This is a genomic window from Pantoea sp. SGAir0215 (genome assembly GCF_043543215.1).
Genome location: NZ_CP028031.1, coordinates 311065 through 335242 on the forward strand (window position 1 = coordinate 311065; position 24178 = coordinate 335242).

Consider the following 24178-nt stretch of genomic DNA (forward strand, 5'->3'; position numbering starts at 1 on the left):
TTATCATTGCTTTTGGAACACACACACAGCGTGTGCGGGACCATGCCAGACAGTTAATCGGATGGGGTTACATTCCCCGGTAAAAGGAGGAAGGACGTGCCATTCTCCGTCTGGTAAGGCGATATCACATTGCGTATCTGTCGCATTTATTGTTATTAACCAGCAACCAGAGAGCAGAATTTGCAACCTGCGCATGCCCTGCTTCCAGCCGCCTTCATCCACAGGTTTACCCTGGTCATCCAGCCACTCGACATTGCCGTCCTCGTTCTGCCACCAGCTATCCGCAGTGAGTGCCGGAATGCGCTTACGCAGGTGAATCAGCGATGCGGTAAAGTCGACAAGGCCTTTTTCTTCATCGTCCCACTTGAGCCAGGTCAGTGGGTTGTCCTGGCAGTAAGCATTATTGTTGCCGTGCTGGGTTTGACCACGCTCGTCCCCGGCCAGCAGCATCGGTGTGCCCTGAGCAAGCAACAACGTCGTCAGCAGCGCTTCCGTGCTGCGCCTGCGGCGCTGGGCCACATCCGCACTGACCACCAATCCTTCTGTACCATGGTTATGGCTGTAATTGTTACCGTGTCCGTCACGGTTTTGTTCGCCGTTGGCTTCATTATGTTTTTGACTGAAGCTCACCAGATCGCGCAGCGTGAAACCATCATGCGCGGTGATCATATTCAGGCTGGCATGGGGCTTGCGGCCATTGTGCTGAAAAAGGTCGCTTGAGGCGGCAAACCGGCGGACAAAATCCCCCATCGTCACATCCCCATGCAGCCACGTCCGGCGGGCCGTGTCACGAAACTGATCGTTCCACTCAGCAAACTGTGCGGGGAAATTCCCTACCTGATAACCATTGGGGCCAATATCCCAGGGCTCGGCAATCAGTTTGACCGTTGAGAGGATCGGGCAGCCGCGTATGGCCTCGAACAGCGCGGCGTCGCGATGGTAGTCAGGCTCACGCCCCAGAACCGGTGCCAGATCAAAGCGAAAGCCATCCACGTGGCAGACGCGCACCCAGTAGCGCAACGCCTCCAGTATCCAGTTCATGACCTGAGGATGGCTCAGATTGAGTGTGTTACCGCAGCCAGTCCAGTTGTGATAACCGCCCTGGTCGTCGAGCCAGTAATAGCTGGCATTGTCGATGCCGCGAAAGGATATTGTCGGCCCGGTCTCATCCAGTTCTGCCGTATGGTTAAACACCACGTCCAGGAGCACTTCGATGCCCGCAGCATGCAGGCGCTTCACCGTCTGCTGAAACTCCTGCAGCGGAGACAGCCCATCCTGGCCGGAAGCATAACGAGGATCGACCGCCCAGAGGGCAAAAGGGTTATAGCCCCAGTAGTTGGTTAAGCCCAGACGCAACAGGCGCGGCTCGCTGGCAAAGTGGGCCACAGGCAGTAACTCGATAGCCGTAATGCCCAGTTGGAGCAGGTAATCGATCATCACAGGATGCGCCAGTGCGGCATAAGTGCCACGCAGTGCCTCAGGAATACCGGGATGCAGCTGGGTCAAACCGCGAACATGGGCTTCATAAATCACGCTGCTGCCCCATGGCGTGCGCGGCGCCTGATCTCCCTGCCAGTCGAAATCCTCCATCACCACGACAGATTTGGGTGCCAGCGCCGCGTTATCGCGTGTGTCGGGCTCCGTGTAGCCACAGTGGAAACGCGGATCGTCGGGGATGTCGCCCAGCACTGCTTTGGCACAGGGATCGACCAGCAGCCTGGCGGGATTGAAAACATGCCCCGCCTGCGGTGCCCAGGGGCCATAAACCCGGTAACCATAGCGCTGTCCGGGCTGGACGCCCGGAAGATAACCGTGCCAGATATCGCCGCTACGCGCAGGGAGTTCAACGCGCTGCTCAAGCCCGTTCTCGTCGAACAGGCAGAGTTCAACGCGCTCAGCATGATGGGAGAACAGCGTAAAGTTTACGCCCTTCCCGTCATAGCTGGCACCCAGCGGGTGGGGATGTCCGGCACGCACGATCATTCTCCCTCCCGCACCAACCATACCGTCGCCAGCGGCGGTAAGTTCAGGCTCAGTGACTGGGGACGACCGTGGCTTTCCTGCTGATCGGTATGAACACGATGATTACGTACGTCGCTGCCGTGATAGTCATGCTGATCGGTATTGATGACTTCGCGCCAGCTGCCCGCCTGATTGACGCCAAAGCGATAGCCCGGCCGCGGTACAGGCGTAAAGTTGCTGACGACAATGATTTCATTGCCTTCACGATCGCGACGCACAAAGGCAAAAACTGAATGTTCGGCGTCATCCACCACCAGCCATTCGAATCCGGCCGGATCGAAATCAAGCTGATGAAGCGGGGTGTAATATTGGTAGGTATGGTTCAAATCACGCACCAGACGCTGCACACCGTGGTGCCAGTTGTCTTCCCCTTCCAGCAAATGCCAGTCCAGGCTGACATCATGGTTCCACTCTTTGCCCTGTGCGAATTCGTTGCCCATAAACAGCAGTTTTTTACCCGGGAATGCCCACATCCAGCCGTAGTAGGCGCGGAGGTTGGCAAATTTTTGCCAGGCGTCGCCGGGCATGCGATCCAGGATAGAGCGTTTACCGTGCACCACCTCGTCATGGGACAACGGCAGGACAAAGTTTTCGCTGTAGTTGTACATGATGCCAAAGCTCATCAGGTTGTGATGGTAACGGCGATGAACGGGATCGAGCTTCATGTAGTCGAGCGTGTCATGCATCCAGCCCAGATTCCATTTGTACCAGAATCCCAGGCCGCCGCTTTCAGGAGGACGTGAAACGCCGGGATAATCGGTAGACTCTTCGGCCATCGTCACCGTACCGGGCGCGACATGCCCCAGCGTGCGGTTGGTGTAGCGCAGGAAGTTAATCGCTTCGAGATTTTCCCGACCGCCATATTGATTGGGGATCCATTCGCCCTCGGCGCGGCTGTAATCGCGATAGATCATTGAAGCAACGGCATCCACGCGCAGACCATCAATACCAAAACGTTCCAGCCAGTAAAGCGCATTGCCTGACAGATAGTTACTGACTTCGCGGCGACCAAAGTTGTAAATCAGTGTGTTCCAGTCCTGATGGTAGCCTTCACGCGGATCGCTGTGTTCGTACAGTTCTGTGCCATCGTATTTCGCCAGGCCAAAGTCATCGCTGGGGAAATGGCCTGGCACCCAGTCCAGCAGAACGTTGAGTCCCGCCGCATGGGCCGCCTCGATAAAGTGACGGAAATCATCCCGGGTGCCAAAACGGCGCGTGGGCGCATACATGCCCAGCGGCTGATAGCCCCAACTGCCGTCAAAAGGATGCTCATTGATGGGCAGCAATTCGATATGGGTAAACCCCATCTCTTTCACGTAAGGCACCAACTGTTCAGCCAGCTCTTTGTAGCTGAGCCAGAAGTTGTTGTCGGTATGGCGGCGCCACGATCCCAGGTGAACTTCGTAAATAGAAACAGGCTTGTCGAAATCATTGGCCGCTTTACGGGCCTCGGACATCTCGACTTTTTCTGGCAGGCCACAAATCATCGAGGCCGTTTGTGGCCGCATTTGCGCCTCAAAGGCATAGGGATCGGCTTTGATTCGCAACTGACCCTGCGCATCGATGATTTCAAATTTATAGAGCTGCCCGTTAATGGCCCCGGGAACAAACAGCTCCCAGACCCCCATTTCCTGGCGCAAACGCATCGGATGGCGACGGCCATCCCAAAAGTTGAAATCACCGACAACGGAGACACGACGCGCATTAGGAGCCCAGACGCAGAAACGCGTGCCGATGACGCCATCAATCACATCACCGTGCGCGCCCAGGGTTTCATAAGGCCGAAGGTGAGTTCCTTCCGCCAGCAGCCACAAATCCATCTCCTGCAACAGAGGACCAAAGCGGTAAGCATCATCGATGAGGTTTTGCTGACCATGCCAGTTCACAGCCAGTTGATAGCGAAAGGGATTTTTACGACGAGGAATAACGCCGCTGAAAAACCCGCGCGCGTCATCGCATTTCAGTTGAGCAAGCTTACGTCCTGTGGAGGTTTCGATAACCCAGACTTCAAGGGCCTCGGGGAGCAACGCCCGCACTTCAAGACCGTTTTCCGTTTTATGCATCCCCAGCAGCGAAAAGGGGTCGGAATAGTTACCCGCAAAAAGGGCATTGATCGCCTGGCGATCGGGTAGCTCTGACATGACTTTCTTCCTGTGATAGTTGGCAGGCTAAAAGACCACGATGCACGCGCTATCGCATATCTCTTGCGCTGCTCTTCATTGAGCCATGAGTACAGCGGCGTGGGCGCCAGCAAAAAACGCTTGTCACCACGCGCCTCCTTAAATCACAACCAGTAAGCATTAAGCCTGTCTGCTTGATGCCAATCCCGCAGTATCACCAGACGACTATCCGGCACTCCGAGACATTAGATAATTTTGACTTTTCCCTACCGTCCGGTTCCTGATGCAATCCTGCGCCATTCGGACGATTTTCCTGTATACCGTCGACTTAAACCGCGGAGCCGGTATGTGAGCGCCCTTGCACAATGATGAAAAACAGTAAAATATATTAATACATAACGGATCTATGTCTCATAATCTTCACTCAAATGCAGTATCTTTTTTTGGCGCGATCATCTTGCCTGCGTGCCGTATGGACGAAAGGCGGTCAACGGCCTGCCGGACTCGCCACCTGTCTTACGCGCCGGGAGCCGTGAGCCACGGCGACATTTCCCTTGCCGCTTTAAAATGACATAAAACGGACAACTGCCGAGTGTGAGTTAACAGTGTGACAGGATGCTGCTCACACGCCGGAACCACGCGCCTTTTGAAAAAAAACGCGGCCAGCTTGCACCGAAAAAAGTCTGTCTTTACCAGCCACAACAACCAGTTAGTGAATACATTAAAACAGCCCGTCTGTTACACGCCCTTGTTAAATCATAGCTTGGCGGCGAGCGTTGACAGAGCAGATCAGCAAAAATTTATTTCTGGACAGGCAAAAAGGGGAAGCGGATCACTTAGTGATCGTAACGGTAGAACAGTTTGCAGGGATTTGTAGAAAAAAGACCGGAAAAACCCGGTCTTTTTCGTCTTTCAGATTTAGTCGATCAACAGACGTAACATGCGGCGCAACGGCTCAGCCGCACCCCACAGTAGCTGATCGCCCACGGTAAAGGCCGAGAGGTATTCTGGTCCCATATTCAGTTTGCGCAGACGGCCGACCGGCGTGTTCAGCGTCCCCGTTACCGCCGCAGGCGTCAGTTCACGCATAGTGATTTCACGATCGTTAGGCACGACTTTTACCCATTCATTATGGGACGCCAGCAGTTGCTCAATCTCGGCCAGCGGCAGATCCTTTTTAAGTTTCAGCGTGAAAGCCTGACTGTGACAGCGCAGCGCACCGACACGGACGCAAAGTCCATCGACAGGAATGACGCGCGGGGTCGCCAGAATCTTGTTAGTCTCAGCCTGTCCTTTCCACTCTTCGCGGCTTTGGCCATTATCAAGCTGCTTGTCGATCCACGGAATCAGGCTGCCCGCTAACGGCACGCCGAAATTATCCGTCGGCAACGTGCCAGAGCGCGTGAAATCCGTCACGCTACGTTCGATATCCAGAATGGCAGAGGCAGGATTTTGCAACGAGGTCGCCACGTGATCGTGCAGCATGCCCATCTGTGTGAGCAGCTCGCGCATGTGACGGGCACCGCCCCCGGACGCAGCCTGATACGTAGCCACGGAAACCCATTCAACCAAATCATGTGCGAACAGGCCGCCCAGTGACATCAACATCAGACTCACCGTACAGTTGCCGCCAACAAAAGTTTTGATGCCGCTGTCGATGCCCTGACGAATAACCTGATGGTTAACCGGATCCAGGATAATAATGGCATCGTCTTTCATGCGCAGCGTGGACGCCGCATCAATCCAGTAGCCATTCCAGCCACTGGCACGCAATTTCGGATACACCTCAGAGGTATAGTCGCCGCCCTGGCAAGTAATGATGATATCCAGCGCCTTCAACGCGTCAATATCAAAGGCGTCCTGCAATGTTCCCTGCTGTTTGCCCGCAAACGTCGGGGCCGCTTCACCATGTTGTGAAGTGGAGAAAAAGACCGGATTGATTACATCAAAATCACGTTCTTCACTCATGCGGGACATCAGCACTGAACCCACCATACCGCGCCAACCCACTAAACCTACATTCTTCATGTCATATCCGTTTCAGGGTGATAAACACCTGACTTTCTCATCGAAGGGAAAAGTGTCGTGGTACTTTCACGCCACTCTGCGTAATAATCAACGTTGCCTGTGATGATTAACTCTACAAAATGCAGATTTTCTGGCAAGTGAATTAATGTAATCGGGCCAACTTTTTCAGCAGCCCTGCTAATAACCCGGCTTTATCTATAACGAGAAGATGTTAAACGAATGACTGAAATGATCTCAGCAACAATATTATTGTTGTTAATAATGGATCCGTTGGGCAATTTGCCGATTTTTATGTCGGTTTTAAAGCATCTGGAACCCAAACGTCGGCGCGTCGTGCTTATTCGCGAAATGCTGATTGCCCTTATCATCATGTTGTTGTTTTTATTCACGGGCGAACGCATTCTGGCCTTCCTTAATCTGCGTACCGAAACCGTCTCCATTTCCGGTGGCGTTATCCTGTTTTTAATCGCAATTAAGATGATTTTCCCCTCGCCGGAAAGCAGCAGTACCGGGTTACCGGCGGGCGAAGAACCCTTTCTGGTGCCGCTGGCCATCCCCCTGGTGGCGGGGCCTTCACTGCTGGCGACACTGATGCTGTTATCCCACCAGTATCCAAACCAGATGTCGCATCTGGTTGGAGCCTTACTCATCGCCTGGGGCGTAACGGTGATGATCCTGCTGTTATCGGGCCTGTTTCTGCGTCTGCTGGGGGACAAAGGCGTTAACGCACTGGAGCGCCTGATGGGATTGATCCTGATTATGCTGGCGACGCAGATGTTTTTAGACGGGATTCGTGTGTATCTGAAGCTATAGCTGTCGGCGTTAACCCGGGCAGCGTTGCCCGGGTTAAATCGCTCAGGTGAGCAGGGTAAAAGCGATCATCCCGACCACCGCGCCCACGGTACCTAAAATGGTTTCCATCAGCGTCCATGTCTTGAGCGTTTCACCTTCGGTCGCGCCGGTGAAGCGGCCAAACAACCAGAAGCCCGCATCATTAACATGGCTGATAATAATGGAACCGCCGCCGATGCAGATGGACAAGGCTGCCAGTTGTGCGCCGGAGTAATGCAACGGTTCTATCACCGGCATGATCAAGCCCACCGTCGTCAGGCAGGCGACCGTCGCCGACCCCTGAATCACCCGGACCGCACCGGACAGAATAAAACAGGCCAGGGCAACCGGCAGCCCGGCACCGGTCAAGGCATTGCCCAGTACCGGCCCTACGCCAGAATCAACCAGCACCTGTTTAAAGACGCCGCCCGCTCCTATTACCAGCAAAATAATCCCCGCAGGCTGCAGCGCACTGCCACAAATCTGCATCACTTTTTCTTTATCCATGCCCTGACGGTACGCCAGGCCATAGATAGCGACCAGGCAGGCCAGCAGAATCGCGATGAAGGGATGCCCGATGAATTCCAGCCACTCGTAAAGTGTAGAGCCCTCAGCGGTGAAGCGTGCACCAATGGTTTTCAGCCCGACCAGCACAAGTGGAAACAGGATAAGCGCCAGGCAAAAGCCAAAAGAGGGCAACTTGCCGGCATCAACGTCGGGCTGATGATCTTCCGGTGGTGCGCTGAACGTTACGCGCTTCGCGATAAAATTGCCAAACAACGGCCCGGCAATCAGCATGCCCGGCAGAGCGGCACACAGCCCAAGCAAAATCATCCAGCCGAAATCCGCATGCATTTGCGAAGCTAACAGCATGGGCGCAGGGCCCGGCAGCAAAAAGGCCGCCGCCGCCGCCACACCGGCAAACAAGGGAATAACCAGCCTGACCAGGTTATCCCCTGTCCGCCTGGCGACAGCGAATGCGATGCTAATCAGCAGCACTACGGCCACCTCAAAGAACAGCGGCAACGCGCAGATTAAGCCGGCAATGCCCATGGCAAAATGCGCCCGGCTCTCGCCAAAGGTTTTCAGCATGCGAATCGCAATCTGATCCACCGCCCCGGTTTCATGCAGGATCTTGCCAAACATGGCACCCAGCGCCACGACGATGGCTAAGAAACCGAGCGTGCCGCCCATGCCTTTCTGCATCGTTTCCGCGATTTTATCCAGCGGCATGCCCGACAACAGACCCGCGCCTACAGAAACCAACATCAGGGCAAGAAAAGCATGCATCCGGGCTTTCATCACCAGAAAAAGCAGCAGCAGGACAGAGCCTGCTGCAGTCAAAATAAGTGTTGCGGTATTCATGGTCTAGCCTTGATTGATTGCATCCTTAATGGTTGCAACCGTTGCCGCTACAACCTCGTCCAGGGAGTGCGTGATATCGACAGCCAGCACATCCGTTTCATCCGCACCCGGCTCTTCCAGCGTCGCAAATTGTGTTACCAGCATTTGCGGCTTAAAGAAGTGCCCTTTGCGCGCTTTCAGACGCGATTCGATGGTATCGAAATCCCCTTTCAGGTAGACAAAACGCAGGTTGTCGTTGCCCTGTCGAAGCATATCGCGGTAATGCTTTTTCAACGCTGAGCAGACGATGATGGAGATCGCCTGCGTACGTTGCATGGCGAACGCCGCGTCATTCAATGCCTGTAACCATGGCAAACGGTCGTTATCGTCCAGCGGATGGCCTTCTGCCATCTTTAAGATATTGGCGCGGGGATGAAGAAAATCGCCATCGAGAAAAGCGGTGTTCAACTGGTGGGAGACCCGGTTTGCCACAACGGATTTGCCGCTGCCTGAAACACCCATCAAAATAAAAACGTGATGTGGCGTGGATTGCGTCGTCATTTTCTACTCCGGCAAGTCAATGTGCCATGTTACCGATAACAATGATGCTTATCATTCTCCTGGTGACATTACACTCTGGCAACCTTTTTACTGACTGAAGCCTTAAAGTGTGAGCTGACTCATAAATTTGCGCGAATCAGATACTGCCGCCTTCCACAATAGCAAATCCCATATCCAGCGGCTGGCTGACCCGGTTTTCACCGGCAATGCGCGCCAGTAACAACGCGGCCGATTCACGACCTATTTGGTCTCGCGGCGTCAGAACCGTCGCCAGCGCAGGCGTCACCACCTGACTGATATCATGACCGTGAAAACCGGCAATAGCCATTTGGGAAGGCACCTGAAGCCCCTGACGCTGGCACTCAAACATCGCGCCCACCGCCAAATCGTCGTTGGTACAGAACAGGCTGTCCGTCTGAGGATAGCGTCGCTGCGCTTCGCGGAGCAATTCGCCACCGGCACTGAAAGAGGAGGCTTCTTCCATCATGACACTGCGCGGCGTTAATCCGGCTTCGCGCATGGCACTTTCATAACCCCGCTGCTTTTGCAGCGTGCGTTCATCCAGGCGCGCGCCCAGATAAACGGTATGACGGTGCCCTTTTTTCAGAATCGCCAGCGTCATTTGCCGGGCGGCTTCGACGTTGTCAAAGCCTACCGCCATATCCAGACAGGGCGTAACGCTGTCCATCATTTCAATCACCGGAATACCGGCCACCTCCAGCATGCGTAACGTCCCTGCTGTATGTGTGCGTTCGGTCAGAATCACGCCATCGATGTTCCAGCCAAGCAGCGACCGCAGCTGGCGCTCCTCTTTTTCCGGGTTATAACCAAAGTGTGCCACCAGCGTCTGGTAACCGGCTTCATCCGTCACCGCTTCGATTCCCCGCAGAACATCGGCGAACACCTGATTGGTCAGCGAGGGCAGCAACACGCCGATGGCGCGGCTGGTCGCGTTGGACAGCATATCGGGGGCGCGATTGGGGATGTAACCCAATTCATCCAGCGCAACGGCGATCTTCTCCCCCAGCGCAACCGACACCTGCTCAGGATTGCGCAGATAACGACTGACAGTCATTTTGGTGATACCGATACGATCGGCAACGTCCTGTAGAACCGGTCTTTTCTTCTTCATCGTAAGCGCCTGGATCTCGCTGAAAGCACATGATGACGAGTCTACCACTTTTTTACAGGCAGATTGCTAATGGGGCGATGGGGCGAGACAGGCTCGCCCCCTTCAGGCTCAGACCGGCGGCAGGTCAAACAACAACACTTCGGCCGCGCTGTCGGCTTCAAGCGTCAGGCCAGTTTCGTCCCAAACGGCAAAGGCATCACTGTTTGACGCGGATTGCCCGTTCACCTTCACGTCGCCTTTGACAACCTGAATCCAGATACGGCGTCCCGGCTCAATGGTCACGCTGTCGCTTTCGCCTGCCGCAAATACCCAGCGCGATAGCGTCATGTCCTGCCAGACTTTGAGCGAACCGTCACGGGCATCCGGGGTGAGGATAAACTGGCGACCCTGCACATCCGGAAAGCGACGCTGATCGTAACGCGGCTCAATCCCCGTGCGCTCTGGAATGATCCAGATTTGGTAAAGATGCAGCGGTTCTGTTTTGCTGGCGTTGTATTCTGAATGACGTACGCCGGTACCTGCACTCATGATCTGGAACTCACCCGCGGGAATCTGTTCCTTGTTGCCCATGCTGTCCTGGTGTTCCACGGTACCCGACAGGACATAGGTCAAAATTTCCATGTCTTTATGCGGATGCGTACCAAATCCCTGGCCGGGATCGATCACATCTTCATTAATCACCCGCAGGGCTGAGAAGCCCATAAAATTTGCATCGTAATAGTTGGCAAACGAGAAGGTGTGCCAGCTGTCCAGCCAGCCATGATTAGCGTGGCCACGTTCTTCAGCTTTACGTAAATAGATCATGTTCAAATCTCCTCACTGTTTTTTATAGTTTGGTATCAGGTGAGAAAGATTGATAGCTGAAAAACTTCACCTCTCTGTTCAAAAATTATGAACCTCTGGCAAGGGGTTGTTGAACGGAACTGAAGGAAAGCAGGACGGGCGCGCAAAAAAAAAGCCAGCACCCGGCTGGCTAAATAATACTGGAAGCAATGTGAGCAATGTCGTGCTTTCTGACGTCTCGACAACATCCAGAAAGCATGACAATAATAATCATTATCATTCTCGTCTGTAAAGCGATTTTGTGTATTATTTCTGTTGACGCCTGACGTAAATCCCCTGATGTTTAAAGGGTTTACCACGTGCTCATAAGGATAACCGCCATGCCTTCAGTGATGATTCGCCATGCTGTCCCGGCTGATGCCCCCGCGTTAACTCGTCTTTACAGCCAGCCTGAAACCCAGGCCGCAACCCTGCACCTGCCCTATCCCTCGCCCTCACTATGGGAGCAAAAACTGGCCAGTCCACGCGCCGGTGTGCATATGTTGGTAGCCTGTATTGATGAGCAGGTGGTCGGGCAACTCACGCTTGAAGGCGTTACGACAGCACGGCGGCGACACTGCGCCAGCATAGGGATGGGCGTTGATCCGGCGTTTCATCGACGCGGGGTGGGCAAAGCTTTGATGGCGGCAATGGTCGATCTTTGCGACAACTGGCTTCAGGTGACGCGCATTGAACTGACGGTCTTTGCTGATAATCACAAAGCAATCGCGCTGTACCAGCAGTTCGGTTTCCGAATTGAAGGCACCGCGCAGGGCTATGCGATACGCGAGGGGAACATGACAGATGCGCATTTTATGGCGCGTATCAAAGCATAACGAAACGGGCAGCCAGAAGGCTGCCCACCGATATTAATAACCGGCACTCAGATCGCCCACCGTGCGGGGATCAGACGCACCGTACAGCGTACCGTCAGGACCAATCATAATACTTTGTGTACTGCCCATGGCCGGTTGCACTTTAACGTGTTGTCCTTTCGCTTCGAGCAAGCGCAACGTATCCGGGCTGAAGCCCTTCTCAACCCGTAACTGATCGGGCAGCCACTGATGATGGAAACGCGGCGCATTGGTCGCCTCTGCCACGTTCATGCCGTAATCAATGCTGTTCACGACCATTTGTAATACCGTGGTGATAATGCGACTGCCGCCCGGGCTACCGGTAACCAGCCACGTTTTTCCGTCCTTCGCAACGATAGTCGGTGACATTGAGGATAACGGACGTTTTCCAGCCTGCACCGCGTTGGCTTCCCCGCCCACCAGCCCATATACATTCGGCGTGCCCGGTTTGGCCGAGAAATCATCCATCTGGTTGTTCATCAGAATGCCGCTGTTACCCGCTACGATGCCACTGCCGAAGTTAGTGTTTAAGGTGTAGGTGACCGCAACCGCATTGCCGCTTTTGTCCACCACAGAGAAGTGAGTGGTTTGATTACTTTCGTAAGGGGCCAGTTTACCGGGCTTAATATCACTGGATGGCCGTGCCTTCGCCAGATCGATTTGCTGTGCCAGCGATTTGGCATAGGCTTTGCTGGTCAGCGCCTGCCACGGGACTTTGACGAAGTCTGGATCGCCCAGATACTCTGAGCGATCCGCATAGGCATACTTCTCTGCTTCAGCCATGACCTGCATGGCGTCGGCGCTGCCAAAACCCATTTTTCCCAGATCGAAATTTTCCAGGATATTCAGGATCTGCACGATATGAATACCGCCCGATGAGGGTGGTGGCATCGAGAAGACCTCATAGCCCCGGTAAGTGCCGCTGATCGGCTTACGCTCTACCGCATGATAGGCCGCGAGATCGGCTTTCGTTATCAGGCCGCCATGCTGCGCCATCTCGGCCGCAATCTGATCGGCAATCTTGCCTTTATAAAACGCATCCGGGCCTTGTTGTGCGATCAACTGCAGGCTGTGAGCCAGATTCTTTTGTACCAGACGTTCGCCTTTCAGCCAGGGCGTGCCATCCGGTTTGAAGAAAATAGCTTTACTGTTGGGATGGGCGAGCAGGACTTCCTTGCCATAGGTGTTAAGATCGTCCGCCAGCGCATCATTCACGATAAACCCGTCGCGCGCCAGTTTGATGGCAGGTGCCAGCAGTTTATTCAGCGGCAGCGTACCGTATTTGTTCACCGCCAGCGCAAAGCCAGCCACGGTGCCAGGCGTGCCTGAAGCCAGCGGTGACGTTAGAGAAAGCTTACTGTCGGCGTTGCCTTGCTTGTCCAGGAACATATCGCGCGTGGCCGCCGCCGGGGCCATTTCACGAAAATCGATCGCCGTGGTCTGTCCTGATGCCGTTCGCAACAGCATAAATCCACCGCCGCCCAGGTTGCCCGCCTGCGGATGCGTCACTGCCAGCGCGAAGCCAACCGCCACAGCGGCATCGACCGCGTTACCGCCCTGACGCAGGATATCCACGCCCACATTGGTGGCCAGCGCATCGACTGACGCCACCATGCCGTTATGGGCTTTGACCGGATGAAACGTATCGCTGTCTACGCCATAGGAGACAGGCGGCGCCTGAACCGGGGCGGCATTTGCCCCCGTAACAACAGTAAAACTCATTAGTAGTGACCAGCTCAGCTGGCGTAACCTGGCTTGCATCATCATTCCGTTCCCACCTTCACGGTTATTTACATTTCTTTATCCTTTATGTAACTGACTACAAACAAAGCCGAATATCAAGGATTAACGCAAATTCAGTGCACTCCTGGAGCAGTAATCTGAACCAGCGCATAAACTTACGCTAACGACCATATGACCTGCTTCAGGCATGCACACACAGCACCGGTCGTTTACTGGAGGATTAAAATGAAAAAGTGGCTTATGGTTTTCGCCGCCCTGCTGCCGTTAACCGGCATGGCGAACATGCTGAACAGCACGAATGATCCCAACAAGCCTGGCTATAATCCCAGCCAGCAACGCATGCAGACCCAGATGCTTAACCAGTCGCAGCAACAGCAGACGAAGTTACAGCAGGACCAGCAGCGTCAGAATCAGGACGTACAGCGGAAGTTGCAGGAGCAGCGGGATAGTGCCCAGCAGCGCGTGATCAAATCGCAGCCGGGCCAGCAGCAGAACCAACAGAATATGAACTAGTGAAAATCGGGGCCAATGCTGTCGATGCTGTCGGTACAGATGGCATCGACGCCCCATTTCAGTAATGTCCTTGCCCGTTCCGGGCTGTTCACGGTATACACCAAAATACGCAGATCGGCCTCTTTCAGCTCAGCGACTCTGGCTTCAGTGAGGACCTTGTGATTCAGGTGAATTGAAGTGCAGTCCAGCGCCCGCGTCTTCTCCTGCCATGCGTTATCCCAGTGATGAGACAACAGGCCGCGCGGTAGTTGTGGTTCGGCCTGCATGGCCGCTTCCAGTGCCACAAAGGAGAACGAGGAGAGCAGAGGAAGAGGTTGCCGCTGCCACAGCGTGGCAGCGGCCTGCGCAATGGCGCGTCCGGTTTCGGCGTCGGTCCCTGTGGTCGGTTTAATTTCGATATTGGCCATCAAACCATGCTGACGGCAGCGTGCCGCGACCTCATCCAGTCGGGCCAGCTTTTCGCCCTGAAAGGCCGCGCTGAACCAACCGCCCGCATCAAGCTGCGACAGCTTGTCCCACGGGAGCTCGCCCGCAATGCCCCAGCCGTCGCTGGTGCGATCTAACGTATCGTCATGCAGCAGAAAAATGTGCGCATCTGCCGAGAGTTTGGCATCAAACTCAATCATCAGATGTCCGTATTTTGCGCCAACGTCAATCGCAGCAAGGGTATTTTCAGGTGCCAGCTTGCCACCACCACGATGGGCGACAATGCGCGGATAGGGCCATTGCTTTTCACTCATTCCAGACGCTTCCCGTGACTTGAATCGAAGAAATGTAACGCCTCAACAGGCAGATGCAGCCACAGGGTGCTGCCTGCTTCCGGGCGCTCGCTATGGGGTAAGCGTACCACTAAACGTGCCTCACCGATGCGACCGTGTGCCAGATTGTCGGCACCCAGCATCTCAAGCGTCTCAACACGGAAGGGAATGCCGCCCTGCTGCTGGCTACTGAGTTGAACATGTTCGGGCCGGATACCAAGCACCACGGGGCGATTGGCCCATTTGGCTTTGCCCTCGCCCACCGGAATAGCGTGGGACGCATCAACCACAAAGCGAGCGCCATCTTCGCTGAAATTGCCCTGTATCAGACTCATCGCGGGGGAACCCATAAAGGAGGCCACAAACAGGCTGGCCGGGCGCTCGTAAACATCGACCGGCGTGCCAATCTGTTCCAGCACGCCTTTGTTCATCACCATCACGCGCTGGGCCAGCGTCATCGCTTCAACCTGATCGTGCGTCACATATAAGCTGGTCGTTTGCAGACGGCGATGCAGTTGCTGAAGCTCAAGGCGCATTTGTACGCGCAGGCGCGCATCCAGGTTAGAGAGCGGCTCGTCGAACAAAAACACGGCGGGTTCACGCACGATGGCACGCCCCATGGCCACGCGCTGGCGCTGTCCACCGGATAACTCACGTGGACGGCGCGTTAACAGATGATCCAGCTCCAGGCTCCGTGCCGCATCCAGCACGCGTTGGCGAATATGCTCTTTACTCATCCCACGAATTCTGAGGCCGTAAGCCATATTTTCTTCGACGGACATATGGGGATAAAGTGCGTAGTTCTGGAACACCATGGCAATGCCGCGATCCTTGGGCTCCTCATGCGTGACGCGTTTATCCGCGATATAAATATCGCCGGACGTGACGCGCTCCAGTCCGGCCACCATGCGCAACAGCGTGGATTTGCCACAACCCGAAGGGCCTACCATCACCATAAACTCGCCGTCATTGATCGTGACGTTGAGCGGCTGGATGATTTGATTTTTACCGTCGTAAGATTTGGTCACCGCCTGAAGGGTTACGCCTGCCATCACTATTTCTCACTCTCAACCAGACCACGCACGAAGGCGCGCTGCATAACAAACACCACCACCACGGGTGGAATCAGGGTTAATAACATTGCGGCCATGACTTCGTTCCACTGCGTTGGCGAACCGCTGGTAGAAATCATGCTTTTGATCCCCGCCACGGCCGTGCCCAGGCTGGCGTTATCAATGATTAATAATGGCCAGAGGTACTGGTTCCAGCCATAGATAAACGTGATAACGAACAGCGCCGCCAGATTGGTTTTTGACAAGGGCAGCACGATGTCCCAGAAAAAACGCATCGCGCTGGCACCGTCAATGCGCGCGGCTTCAATAAGCTCATCCGGCAACGACATAAAGAACTGCCGGAACAGGAAAGTGGCCGTCGCGGAGGCCATCAAGGGCAGTGTCAGGCCGCTGTAGCTGTCCAGCATGTTGAGATCGGCAATCACCTGCACCGTTGGGAAAATGCGCACTTCGACCGGCAGCATCAGGGTGATAAAGATCATCCAGAAGAACAGTGAGCGCAGGGGGAAGCGAAACCACACCAGGGCAAAAGCGGACAGAATCGACACCAGAATCTTACCGACGGTGATGCCCAGCGCCATGATAACGCTGTTCATCAGCATCAGGCTAAAGGCCGGACCGTTGCCGTTCACGCCCTGCTTCCAGATATGCGAAATGTTTTCCCACAGGTGAGTACCGGGAATCAGCGTCATCGGGACGTTATAGACGGCGTCGTTATCCAGCGTGGCGGCCACAAAGGCCACATAGAGTGGAAACAGGATGGTCAGGATACCCAGCACCAGGACGACATGGCTGAAAATGTCCAGCCCGCGACGATTTTCAATCATTGATATTGCACCTTACGCTCGACGAAGCGGAACTGAATAACGGTCAGCGCGATAACCAACAGCATCAACACCACGGACTGCGCAGCAGATGAGGAGAGATCCAGACCGGTAAAGCCTTCACGATAAATCTTATAGATGAGCGTCGTCGTCGCCTGGACCGGGCCACCGCCTGTCGCGGCATCAATGACCGGGAACGTATCGAAGAAGGCATAAATCAGGTTAACCACCAGCAGGAAAAAACTCACCGGGGTAATCAACGGAAGCGAAATAGAGAAGAACCGACGCACCGGCCCTGCCCCATCAATGGCGGCGGCTTCGACCAGCGACTTTGGTATCGACTGTAACGCGGCAAAAAAGAACAGGAAGTTGTAGCTCATCTGCTGCCACACTGAAGCCAGCACCACCAGGAACATGGCCTGGCCGCTGTTCTGTGCGAAGTTCCAGTTATAGCCCATGTGGTTAAGCAGGTAGCTCAGCAACCCCAGTCCGGGACTGAACAGGAACATCCACAATACGGCCGCGATCACCGGTGCCACCGCATAAGGCAACAGCAGCAACATCTGATAGAGCTTGCGCAGGCGTACGACGTAGTCCACCAGCGCCGCCAGGAGCAATGAGGACACCATGCCAAAAAAGGCGACCATGCTGCTGAACTTGATGGTGGTCCAGAAGGTGTCCAGATAAAGCCCGTCGGAAAAGAGCCGTTCAAAGTTCGCCAGACCCACAAAGGTGCTGGAGATGCCGAAAGGATCCAGGTTTTGCAGTGAATACCACAACGCTTCACCCGCTGGCCAGACAAAGAAAATAGCGGTGATCAGAAGTTGCGGCAGCACCAGCAAATAGGGTAACAGGCGATTACGAAACACCGGGCGAGATGGAGACATAACGTTCTCTGACTTGGGTGAAAAAAGGCCAGCCGGAGCTGGCCTGCAGAACGGATTATTTATTCTGTTGCTCGAAACGACGCAGCAGCTCATTACCCCGCTTCACGGCGTTATCTAACGCAGCCTGCGGTGTCTGCTTGCCGGTCCAGACGCTTTCTAACTCTTCATCCAGGATGGTACGAATCTGCGGCATATTCCCCAGACGCATGCCTTTGGTGTAAGGCAACGGCGGCTTGTTCATCATCTGGCGAATCGCAATATCCGCACCTGGATTTTTCTCGTAGAAGCCTTCTTTCTTCGTCAGCTCATACGCGGCGGTAGTAATAGGCAGGTAGCCCGTTTTCTGGTGCCATTCCGCGGCAATTTTTGGCTCGGTAAGGAACTTCATAAATTCCGCCGCGCCTTTGTAGGTATTGGCATCTTTGCCTTTCATCACCCACAGGCTGGCACCGCCGATAATCGCGTTCTGCGGGGCATTCGGAATATCCGCATCGTAAGGCATCATGCCGACGCCATAATTGAATTTGGCGTAATGGCGGATATCGGCCAGTGAACCTGACGAGGCCGTGGTCATGCCACAGTCACCGTTATAGAACTTCGCGGTGGATTCATCTTTACGACCAAAATAGGTGAAATCACCTTTCTTGTTCATGTCTTCCAGCAACTGGATATGGCGAACCTGCGCCGGTTTATTGAATTCCAGTACCGCATCGGTGCCGTCGAATCCGTTATTTTTGGTGGCCACCGGCAGACCGTTCCAGGCGCTGAAGTTCTCAATCTGAATCCAGCCCTGCCAGCCGCTGGCATAGCCACAGCTCATGCCTGATTTACGCAGTGCATCGGCATCTTTTGCCAGTTCCTGCCAGGTTTTGGGTGGCTGATCCGGGTTTAAACCGGCTTTTTTAAACGCATCTTTGTTGTAGTACAGCACAGGCGTGGAGCTGTTGAACGGTTGCGAGATCAGCTGGCCTTTTGAATTGCTGTAGTAAGCCGCGACCGCAGGAACAAACTGCTTCTCGTCCATTGAAATGCCCGCGTCTTTAAAGACCTGATAAACAGGCACAATGGCTTTAGAGGCCATCATGGTGGCGGTGCCCACTTCGTAAACCTGCAACAGCGCGGGCGCTTTTCCGGTGCGGACCGCGGCGATACCTGCCGCCAGACTTTGTTCGTAGTTCCCTTTGTACACAGGGACGATTTTGTAGTCAGGGTGTTCCTGGTTAAAACGTTGTGCCAGTGAGTCAACTTCTTTGCCTAACTCGCCTTCCATTGAGTGCCAGAAAGGGATCTCAGTGACGGCCAGTGCATTACCACTGATCGCCAGACCGAGCAGGGCGCTCATCAGGCTATGACGAAAAGTAACAACGGACATAGGATTTTCCTGTTCAGGTAGGTACGCGCGCTATCACGCATTTTTTGCTCGCGAAGTAACATGACATGTGGAAATGACGGAAAAATAACAGTCAGATGACGGAAAAATGACGACAGAATGTCAGGATATGACAGTGATAAGCGCGTTTAATGGACCGGAAAGCACCGGGCTGAACCGCGCTGCTGAAGCAGGGATAAGTATGTGCCGTAAGGGAAGGAAAATTCGCCGGGTGACAGCCCGGCACAGAGCCTGCAGTCACCCGGCATAGATGATGGCGGGGAAACCTAGGCGCCCAGATAGGCGCTGCGCACGGCTTCATTCGACAGCAGTGCCGCACCGCTGTCCTCCAGCACGACATGACCATTTTCCAGTACGTAGCCCCGATCGGCCAGCTTCAGCGCCTGGTTCGCGTTCTGTTCAACCAGGAAAATCGTCATACCTTCGCTGCGCAGTTGCTCAATCGTGTCAAAAATCTGCTGGATAATAATCGGCGCCAGACCCAGAGAAGGCTCATCGAGTAACAACAGGCGCGGCTGGCTCATTAACGCGCGGCCGATGGCGAGCATTTGCTGTTCACCGCCCGACATGGTGCCCGCACGCTGCACCTTACGCTCTGCCAGACGTGGGAACAGAGTGTAAACGCGATCGATGCGCGCCAGATACTCCGGGCGACTGGCAAAAAAACCGCCCATGGCCAGGTTCTCTTCCACCGTCATGCGTGAGAACACGCGGCGACCTTCGGGCACGATGGCAATAGCCTCACGCATAATGCTCGCCGTTTGCCAGTCGGTAATGGTTTTGCCGTCAAACGTGATCGTACCGCTGGTGGCGCGCGGCTCGCCGCATAATGTGCCCAGCAAAGTGGTTTTGCCTGCACCGTTTGCGCCGATCAGGGTGACGATTTCGCCCTGATCGATATGCAAACTGACATTATGCAGCGCCTGAATTTTGCCATAGTGCGCACTGACGTTATCAATGGTTAACATGGCCATATTACGCCTCTCCTAAATAGGCACGGATCACATCCGGATTATTACGAATCTCTTCCGGCGTGCCGTTCGCCAGTGGCGTGCCCTGATTCACCACATAAATACGGTCAGAAATGCCCATTACCAGCTTCATATCGTGCTCAATCAACAAAACGGATACCTTATGCTCGCCTCGTAACTCGGCGATCAGCGCATCCAGCTCATGCGTCTCTTTCGGGTTAAGTCCGGCTGCCGGTTCATCCAGCATTAAAATCTCCGGCCGCGTCACCATGCAGCGGGCGATCTCCAGTCGGCGCTGCTGACCGTAAGCCAGGTTACCGGCCTGGCGATTCGCCATATCGAGTAAGCCAACCCGCTCAAGCCAGGTGGCAGCGCGATCCAGCGCCTCGCCTTCACTGCGGCGAAAAGCCGGGGTTTTCAGTAGCCCCGCAAACACGCCACTTTTCAGGTGCTGGTGCTGGGCGACTAACAGGTTTTCAATCACCGTCATTTCGCGGAATAAACGGACGTGCTGGAAGGTACGCACGATCCCCATACGGGCGATCTTCTGTCCGGGCAGGCCAGTCAGGTTCTTGTCGCGTAAGGTGATACTGCCGCCCGTTGGCTTATAAAAGCCGGTCAGGCAGTTAAACACGGTGGTTTTACCCGCACCGTTTGGACCAATAAGCGACACAATTTCCTGGGGGCGCAATTCCAGTTTAACGTTGTTCACGGCTAACAGACCGCCGAAGCGCATCATCAGGCCTTCAACGGCTAATAAAGGCTGACTCATGCCTGTTCTCCTTGTTTACCCTGACGCAGTTTCAGGTGCGGTCGTTTCATCGGCAGTAAGCCTTGCGGACGCCAAATCATCATCAGCACCATCAGCGCCCCCAATACCAGCATGCTGTATTCGTTGAGGTCGCGCATCAGCTCACGCGAAACCACCAGCAAAATGGCGGCCAGAATAACGGCAAACTGCGAGCCCATTCCGCCCAACACCACGATAGCCAGAACAAAAGCGGACTCGACAAAGGTAAAGGACTCCGGACTGACAAAGCCCTGGCGAGCGGCAAACAGCGTTCCCGCGAAGCCAGCAAAGACGGCGCTGATAGTAAACGCGGTCAGCTTAATGCGGGTCGGGCTCAAGCCCAGCGAACGACAGGCGATCTCATCTTCACGTAACGCTTCCCATGCCCGACCCAGCGGCATGCGCAGCAGGCGGTTGATCACAAACAGCGTCAGCACCACCAGCAACAATGCCACCAGATAGAGGAATATCACCCGGTCGTTAGGATCGTACTTCATGCCAAAGACATCGTGAAACGTGCCCCATCCCCCCTCGCTGACGCGACGGCCAAACTCCAGGCCAAAAAAGGTGGGCTTAGGAATCTGAGCAATTCCATTTGGACCGCCGGTGATTGCCGTGTTATTGAGCAGCAGAATACGGACGATTTCGCCGAAGCCGAGCGTGACAATAGCCAGATAGTCACCGCGCAAGCGCAGCACCGGGAAGCCGAGCATCAGGCCAAATGCGCCCGCAACCAGGCCCGCCAGCGGCAGGCTTTGCCAGAAACCAAAACCATAGTAATGATTAAGCAGCGCGAAGGTATACGCGCCAATGGCATAGAAACCACCGTAGCCCAGCACCAGCAGACCCGACAGCCCTACGACCACGTTCAGTCCCAGACCCAGCATGATGTAGATCAGTGTCAGGGTGGCAATATCGACGCTGCCGCGTGTAACCAGGAACGGCCAGATAACCGCCGCGGCGATCATCAAGCCCATAATGGCTTTTTGCTTTGGCGTTGAGCCGTCGAAGCCCGGCAACACCAGGCCACCACCGCTACGTATCAGCTTGCCCTGAAACAGCGGACGTAGCAGTTGAAACAAAAACACAACGGCACAACCGATGAATATCCAGTTCCAGCGCACGCTGCCGGCATTCACTATCTGTAGCTGCGTACCATTCAGATCGAGGCGCATTCCCATAAAGAAGGCCGCCAGCACCAGCAGCATGACCGCTGAAACAATCGCATTGACCAGACCAAGGCGTTTCATACTTTCTCCACCTCCGGGCGGCCCAGAATACCGGTAGGCATGACCAGCAGCACCACAATCAGTAAGGCAAACGACACCACATCTTTGTATTCGGTGGAGAGATAAGCCGAGGTCAGAGCTTCGGCAATGCCCAGCACCAGCCCGCCAATCATCGCGCCGGGAATACTGCCGATGCCGCCCAGGACCGCCGCAGTAAAGGCTTTCATCCCCGCCATAAAGCCGATAAACGGGTTAATCGAGCCATAAAACTGTCCCAACAGCACGCCCGCAACCGCCGCCATCGCCGCACCAATCACAAAGGTCAGCGAGATCACCCGGTCAGTATTAATGCCCAGCAGGCTGGCCATTTTGAGGTCTTCCGCACAGGCGCGGCAGGCGCGTCCCATGCGGGAATAACGGATAAACAGGGTCAGGGCCAGCATTGCCAGGAACGTGACCACCCAAATCACGATCTGCATCGTCGACAGCGTGGCGGCAAAGCCGTTGCTTTCGCCCAGCGTCCACTGGCCGGTGATTAAGCTCGGCAGGGCAAGGTCACGTGAACCCTGCGTCAGGCTGACGTAGTTTTGCAGAAAGATGGACATTCCGATGGCGGAAATCAACGCAATCAGACGCTTGGATGCCCGTACGGGACGATAAGCCACCCGTTCGATGCTCCAGCCATAGGCACTGGAGATGATAACGGCCATAACAAAACCGGCGGCAATCATGAGCCAGCCGGTATCAATACCCATCATCATCAGGGCTGCAATAACCATAAAAGAGACATAGCTGCCGATCATATAGACTTCACCATGGGCGAAGTTGATCATGCCGATAATGCCGTAAACCATGGTGTAACCGATGGCGATCAGCGCGTAGGTGCTCCCCAGAGTCACCCCGTTGAACATCTGCTGAATAAAATAGAGAAACTGCTCGGACATAGTGAGGACCTGCTCAGAAACCAGAAAACCCCTCTCCTGCTGCCAGAAGAGGGTTAGTCAGGCGATGGCGCGTCAGTCACGCCTTCTCCTGCTTCCCCGCTGTCGTACGACGGGGAAGAATCAGTGCCTTATTTAACTGCGGTAGACGAACCGTCTTTGTGCCATTTGAAGACGCCAAACTCGAAGCCTTTCAAATCGCCTTTCTGATCCCAGCTCAGGTCGCCCATCACTGTCGGAACCGGTGCGCCGGTTTTCAGGTTCTTCGCTATCGCATCCGGCTCATCGCTCTTACTGCGCTCCATGCCGGTCACCAGAGACTGGATAGCCGCATAGGTTGTCCAGACAAACGGGCCGGTAGGATCTTTACGGTTAGACGCGCTATTCGCTTTGATGGCGTCCACGATGGCCTTGTTCTGAGGCAGCTGGTCGTAACGTTTTGGCAGGGTTACGTAGAGCCCTTCTGAGGCGTCGCCCGCAATGTTAGACAGCGAGGCGTTGCCCACACCTTCTGGCCCCATAAAGCCTGCTTTCAGTCCTGCCGCTTTTGCCTGACGCAGAATCTGGCCCAGCTCCGGGTAATAACCACCGTAATAAACAAAGTCGACGTTTTCTTTCTTCAGTCGCGCAATCAGCGTTGAGAAATCTTTATCGCCCGCGGTGATCCCTTCAAACATCACCACGTTGCCGCCTTTCGCTTTCAGGGTTTTCTGTACCGATTCTGCCAGACCCTGGCCGTATTGCTGCTTGTCGTGCACCACAGCAATGCGTTTTGGCTTGATGACATCCAGAATGTAGTTCGCCGCGGTTGGACCCTGATCAGAATCCAGACCGGTCGTACGCATCACATCGGCATAGCCGCGTGCAGTCAGTTCTGGCGCGGTAGCCGCAGGCGTAATCATCAGCACGCCTTCATCGTTATAGATATCTGATGCAGGCTGCGTAGAGGAGGAGCACAGGTGACCGATAACATATTTAATACCGTCATTGATGACCTTGTTAGCCACCGCAACCGCCTGTTTCGGGTCACAGGCATCGTCATATTCGACACCGACCAGTTTGTCGCCGTTTACGCCACCTTTGGCATTGATGTCTTTAATCGCCTGTGCGGCGCCGGTAAATTCCATATCACCATATTGCGCGACCGGGCCAGTAGCGGCACCTACGATAGCGATCTTAATGTCTTTCGCCATTGCCGCATGGCTCATCGCCAATGCAATGCATCCTGCCAGTAACGCGCGACCTGTCATTTTCATGCGAACTACCCCATCAGTTATGTCGTGTTTGTTGTGAGTGGTTTTATTTTGGCCAGATAAAGGGGAAAACTGATTTAACAATAAGGAGT

General features: G+C 54.7%; 21 protein-coding genes. 3 read left to right on the forward strand and 18 right to left on the reverse strand.

Features of this window, described 5'->3' with window-relative positions:
* Window positions 1-3: 3 nt before the first annotated feature.
* The 3 genes from glgX to asd form a co-directional block, all read right to left on the reverse strand.
* Window positions 4-1983, reverse strand: a complete 1980-nt coding sequence (glgX, locus tag C1N64_RS01625; protein WP_193751023.1) for a glycogen debranching protein GlgX — start codon at window positions 1981-1983, stop codon at window positions 4-6.
* On the reverse strand, window positions 1980-4163 hold the full coding sequence (gene glgB, locus C1N64_RS01630; RefSeq protein WP_324029510.1) for a 1,4-alpha-glucan branching enzyme: 2184 nt from the start codon (window positions 4161-4163) through the stop codon (window positions 1980-1982). The genes glgX and glgB overlap by 4 nt, the downstream gene beginning before the upstream one ends.
* Before the next feature lie 897 nt (window positions 4164-5060).
* Window positions 5061-6170: an aspartate-semialdehyde dehydrogenase gene (gene asd / locus C1N64_RS01635; protein ID WP_033738171.1), complete on the reverse strand. Its 1110-nt coding sequence runs from the start codon at window positions 6168-6170 to the stop codon at window positions 5061-5063.
* A gap of 219 nt (window positions 6171-6389) precedes the next feature.
* Here asd and C1N64_RS01640 point away from each other — a divergent pair, with 219 nt between their 5' ends.
* Entirely contained in the window at window positions 6390-6983 is a 594-nt protein-coding gene (locus tag C1N64_RS01640; RefSeq protein ID WP_006121032.1) for a YhgN family NAAT transporter, read from the forward strand.
* A 42-nt stretch (window positions 6984-7025) separates the two neighbouring features.
* Here C1N64_RS01640 and gntU read toward each other — a convergent pair whose 3' ends face one another.
* The 4 genes from gntU to C1N64_RS01660 all read right to left on the reverse strand — a co-directional run bounded on the left by gntU (window position 7026) and on the right by C1N64_RS01660 (window position 10842).
* Window positions 7026-8366, reverse strand: coding sequence for a gluconate transporter (gntU, locus tag C1N64_RS01645; protein ID WP_367143576.1), 1341 nt, complete (start codon window positions 8364-8366; stop codon window positions 7026-7028).
* Window positions 8367-8369: 3 nt separating this feature from the next.
* Complete coding sequence (gene gntK / locus C1N64_RS01650) at window positions 8370-8906, reverse strand: gluconokinase (protein ID WP_006121033.1); 537 nt, start codon at window positions 8904-8906, stop codon at window positions 8370-8372.
* A gap of 136 nt (window positions 8907-9042) precedes the next feature.
* Window positions 9043-10038: a gluconate operon transcriptional repressor GntR gene (gene gntR, locus C1N64_RS01655; protein WP_110268726.1), complete on the reverse strand. Its 996-nt coding sequence runs from the start codon at window positions 10036-10038 to the stop codon at window positions 9043-9045.
* Between the two features lie 108 nt (window positions 10039-10146).
* Window positions 10147-10842 carry a pirin family protein gene (locus C1N64_RS01660; RefSeq protein WP_033738177.1) on the reverse strand — a complete coding sequence of 232 codons (696 nt, stop codon included), beginning with the start codon at window positions 10840-10842 and terminating at the stop codon, window positions 10147-10149.
* Between the two features lie 359 nt (window positions 10843-11201).
* On the opposite strand from C1N64_RS01660, the gene C1N64_RS01665 reads away from it, so the two are divergent.
* The gene (locus tag C1N64_RS01665; RefSeq protein ID WP_058701431.1) at window positions 11202-11696 is read left to right on the forward strand and encodes a GNAT family N-acetyltransferase; all 495 of its coding nucleotides are present in this window, start codon (window positions 11202-11204) and stop codon (window positions 11694-11696) included.
* A 33-nt stretch (window positions 11697-11729) separates the two neighbouring features.
* Here C1N64_RS01665 and ggt read toward each other — a convergent pair whose 3' ends face one another.
* On the reverse strand, window positions 11730-13475 hold the full coding sequence (gene ggt, locus C1N64_RS01670) for a gamma-glutamyltransferase (RefSeq protein WP_369974390.1): 1746 nt from the start codon (window positions 13473-13475) through the stop codon (window positions 11730-11732).
* Between the two features lie 207 nt (window positions 13476-13682).
* Here ggt and C1N64_RS01675 point away from each other — a divergent pair, with 207 nt between their 5' ends.
* The gene (locus C1N64_RS01675) at window positions 13683-13970 is read left to right on the forward strand and encodes a DUF2756 domain-containing protein (protein ID WP_033738183.1); all 288 of its coding nucleotides are present in this window, start codon (window positions 13683-13685) and stop codon (window positions 13968-13970) included.
* Here the strand turns inward: C1N64_RS01675 and ugpQ are convergent.
* The 10 genes from ugpQ to C1N64_RS01725 form a co-directional block, all read right to left on the reverse strand.
* The gene (gene ugpQ, locus C1N64_RS01680) at window positions 13967-14710 is read right to left on the reverse strand and encodes a glycerophosphodiester phosphodiesterase (protein WP_367143575.1); all 744 of its coding nucleotides are present in this window, start codon (window positions 14708-14710) and stop codon (window positions 13967-13969) included. The genes C1N64_RS01675 and ugpQ overlap by 4 nt on opposite strands.
* A complete protein-coding gene (locus C1N64_RS01685; RefSeq protein ID WP_033738186.1) occupies window positions 14707-15780 on the reverse strand; it encodes a sn-glycerol-3-phosphate import ATP-binding protein UgpC in 1074 nt (357 codons plus the stop codon). The genes ugpQ and C1N64_RS01685 overlap by 4 nt, the downstream gene beginning before the upstream one ends.
* Before the next feature lie 2 nt (window positions 15781-15782).
* A complete protein-coding gene (ugpE, locus tag C1N64_RS01690) occupies window positions 15783-16628 on the reverse strand; it encodes a sn-glycerol-3-phosphate ABC transporter permease UgpE (protein WP_367143574.1) in 846 nt (281 codons plus the stop codon).
* On the reverse strand, window positions 16625-17512 hold the full coding sequence (gene ugpA, locus C1N64_RS01695) for a sn-glycerol-3-phosphate ABC transporter permease UgpA (RefSeq protein ID WP_006121041.1): 888 nt from the start codon (window positions 17510-17512) through the stop codon (window positions 16625-16627). The genes ugpE and ugpA overlap by 4 nt, the downstream gene beginning before the upstream one ends.
* Before the next feature lie 55 nt (window positions 17513-17567).
* Entirely contained in the window at window positions 17568-18884 is a 1317-nt protein-coding gene (gene ugpB, locus C1N64_RS01700; protein WP_367143573.1) for a sn-glycerol-3-phosphate ABC transporter substrate-binding protein UgpB, read from the reverse strand.
* A 284-nt stretch (window positions 18885-19168) separates the two neighbouring features.
* Window positions 19169-19876, reverse strand: coding sequence for a high-affinity branched-chain amino acid ABC transporter ATP-binding protein LivF (gene livF / locus C1N64_RS01705; protein ID WP_367143572.1), 708 nt, complete (start codon window positions 19874-19876; stop codon window positions 19169-19171).
* Between the two features lies 1 nt (window position 19877).
* A complete protein-coding gene (gene livG / locus C1N64_RS01710) occupies window positions 19878-20645 on the reverse strand; it encodes a high-affinity branched-chain amino acid ABC transporter ATP-binding protein LivG (RefSeq protein WP_006121046.1) in 768 nt (255 codons plus the stop codon).
* Window positions 20642-21913 (reverse strand): high-affinity branched-chain amino acid ABC transporter permease LivM, encoded by a 1272-nt coding sequence (locus tag C1N64_RS01715; RefSeq protein WP_054632937.1) that lies wholly within the window; start codon window positions 21911-21913, stop codon window positions 20642-20644. Before C1N64_RS01715 ends, livG begins: the two co-directional genes overlap by 4 nt.
* Window positions 21910-22836 (reverse strand): high-affinity branched-chain amino acid ABC transporter permease LivH, encoded by a 927-nt coding sequence (livH, locus tag C1N64_RS01720; protein WP_033738195.1) that lies wholly within the window; start codon window positions 22834-22836, stop codon window positions 21910-21912. Before livH ends, C1N64_RS01715 begins: the two co-directional genes overlap by 4 nt.
* A 128-nt stretch (window positions 22837-22964) precedes the next feature.
* Entirely contained in the window at window positions 22965-24089 is a 1125-nt protein-coding gene (locus C1N64_RS01725; RefSeq protein WP_006121049.1) for a branched-chain amino acid ABC transporter substrate-binding protein, read from the reverse strand.
* Window positions 24090-24178 lie beyond the last annotated feature (89 nt).